The organism is Collinsella sp. AF23-4AC, assembly GCF_003462685.1.
GTDB lineage: Bacteria > Actinomycetota > Coriobacteriia > Coriobacteriales > Coriobacteriaceae > Collinsella.
This window is the reverse complement of sequence record NZ_QRVE01000039.1, coordinates 1-2,043: the sequence shown is the minus strand read 5'-3', so window position 1 is coordinate 2,043 and position 2,043 is coordinate 1. Positions and strand designations below refer to the sequence as shown.

1 protein-coding gene is annotated in these 2,043 nt (G+C 56.2%); it reads right to left on the bottom strand.

The features are described 5' to 3' along the window. Nucleotides 1-120 precede the first annotated feature (120 nt). Nucleotides 121-1,815 carry a phospho-sugar mutase gene (locus tag DWY05_RS09825; RefSeq protein ID WP_117821548.1) on the bottom strand — a complete coding sequence of 565 codons (1,695 nt, stop codon included), beginning with the start codon at nucleotides 1,813-1,815 and terminating at the stop codon, nucleotides 121-123. Nucleotides 1,816-2,043: the final 228 nt, after the last annotated feature.

The window sequence follows — 2,043 nt, the reverse complement described above, 5'->3', positions numbered from 1 at the left end:
GCGGGTGGTTTAAAGCTGGCCGCTGCGCGGCCAGCAGACTAAAGTCTTGAAATATAAGAGGGGACCTCGTTTCCGAGATCCCCTCTTTCGCCTATCTATAGTAATAGACTCTTAAACACCTTATGCCAGCAGCTTGCGACCGGACTCCTCAATCACATCAAGTGCTGCATCAGCCTCGGCGGCATCCGCGCCCTTGGCAAAGATATACAGCTTGATCTTGGGCTCGGTGCCAGAAGGACGGACGATACCCTTGTTGCCGCCCTCGAGATCGAACTCAATGACATTAGCCTTCGGCAGGCCGTTCACGCAGGTGTTGTAATCCACGACGGCCTCAATCTTGGATCCAGCAAGCTCCGCAGGCGGGTTCTCGCGCAGACCGGCCATGATGCCGGCCATCTTTGCCGCACCCTCAGCACCCGGATAGCTCAGCGAAATCGTCTTATTGTGGTAGTAGCCATACTTCTCGTACAGCTCGTGCATCGCATCGGCGAGGTTCTTACCCTGCAGCTTGTAATACTGAGCCATCTGGCAAATCAGCAGCGAAGTGCTCACGGCGTCCTTGTCGCGCACGTGGTCGCCGGCCAGATAGCCGTAGCTCTCCTCAAAACCGAAGATAAAGCGATCGACCTCGCCAGCATCGGAAAGCGAGGTAATGATGTCACCGATGTACTTGAAGCCCGTCAGGCAGCGACGGAGCTCAAAGCCATACTCCTCGGCCAGTGCATCGACCATGGCGGAAGAAACGATAGTAGTAACGGCAACCTTCTTGGTGAGGTCCTCGCCGCGGGCGGCACGGGTCTTGCAGATATAGTCGAGCAGTAGGACGCCCATCTCGTTGCCTGTCAGTAGCAGGTAGTCATCGCCATTCTTGACAGCAACGCCAACACGGTCGGCGTCGGGATCGGTTGCAAGCAGCAGATCAGGGTGAACCTGCTCGCAGAGATCGATGCCCTTCTGCATGGCCTGTCGGATCTCGGGGTTAGGATACGGGCAGGTCGGGAAATCGCCGTTAGGTTCCTTCTGCTCGGGAACAACCGTGACATCGGTGATGCCAGCGCGCTCGAGAACCGTCGTGACGGGAATGAGGCCGGTGCCGTTGAGCGGAGTGTAGACGAGCTTAAGCGGAGCGCCAGCGATCTCCTCGGCAGAAAGGTTGGTCACGCCGCGGGCGAGAACGGCGTCGTAATAACGCTCGAGGCACGAGTCGTCGATCCATTTGACCAGACCCTGCTCAAGAGCCTCATCAAAGTCCATGGACTTCACGCCGGTGAATGTATCGGTCTCGGCGATAGCCTTAGAAATTGCATCGGCGGCCTCGCTGGTGATCTGGCAGCCGTCGGGGCCATAGGCCTTATAGCCGTTATACGGCGCCGGGTTATGACTAGCGGTCATGCAAATGCCGCCGGAGCACTTAAGGTCGCGGACGGCCCAGGAGAGCGTCGGCACAGGAGAAATCTTGGGATACACGAGGGCAGTCACGCCGTTTGCTGCAAGAATGGCAGCCGTAGTCTTGACGAACAGCTCACCTTTATTGCGGCTATCGCGAGCGATGGCGACCGTCGGATGCTCAAAGGTCGCATTGAGGTAGTCAGCGAATCCCTGGGTCGCACGACCGACCGTATAGATATTCATACGGTTAGTGCCCGCACCGATAGTGCCGCGAAGGCCGGCAGTACCGAAGGCGAGATCCTGGAAGAAAGCGTCGGTGATGGCGTCCTCATCACCCTGCTCCTTCATCGTGTTGAGCTCAGCGAGGAGCTCCTCGTCCTTGACATTGGCAATCCAAGTATCAAGCAGCTCATGAACATCTGCCATGTGAGTCCTTCCGTCACAATCAATAAAACGACCCGTGTAAAAACAGGACAAGCGCAGCAGTGCGCTAAAGCAAATATTAGTCCATTGAGAACAGAGAACCGGCCAAAGAACGGTGAACGTCTATATTCAGCGGTGGATGATTAAATTGATTTAATTGCATAAGGAATGTTGCCCGTAAACGCAAAAAAGGGGGAGGCCGCGAGGCCTCCCCCTTCTTCAATCTCGATG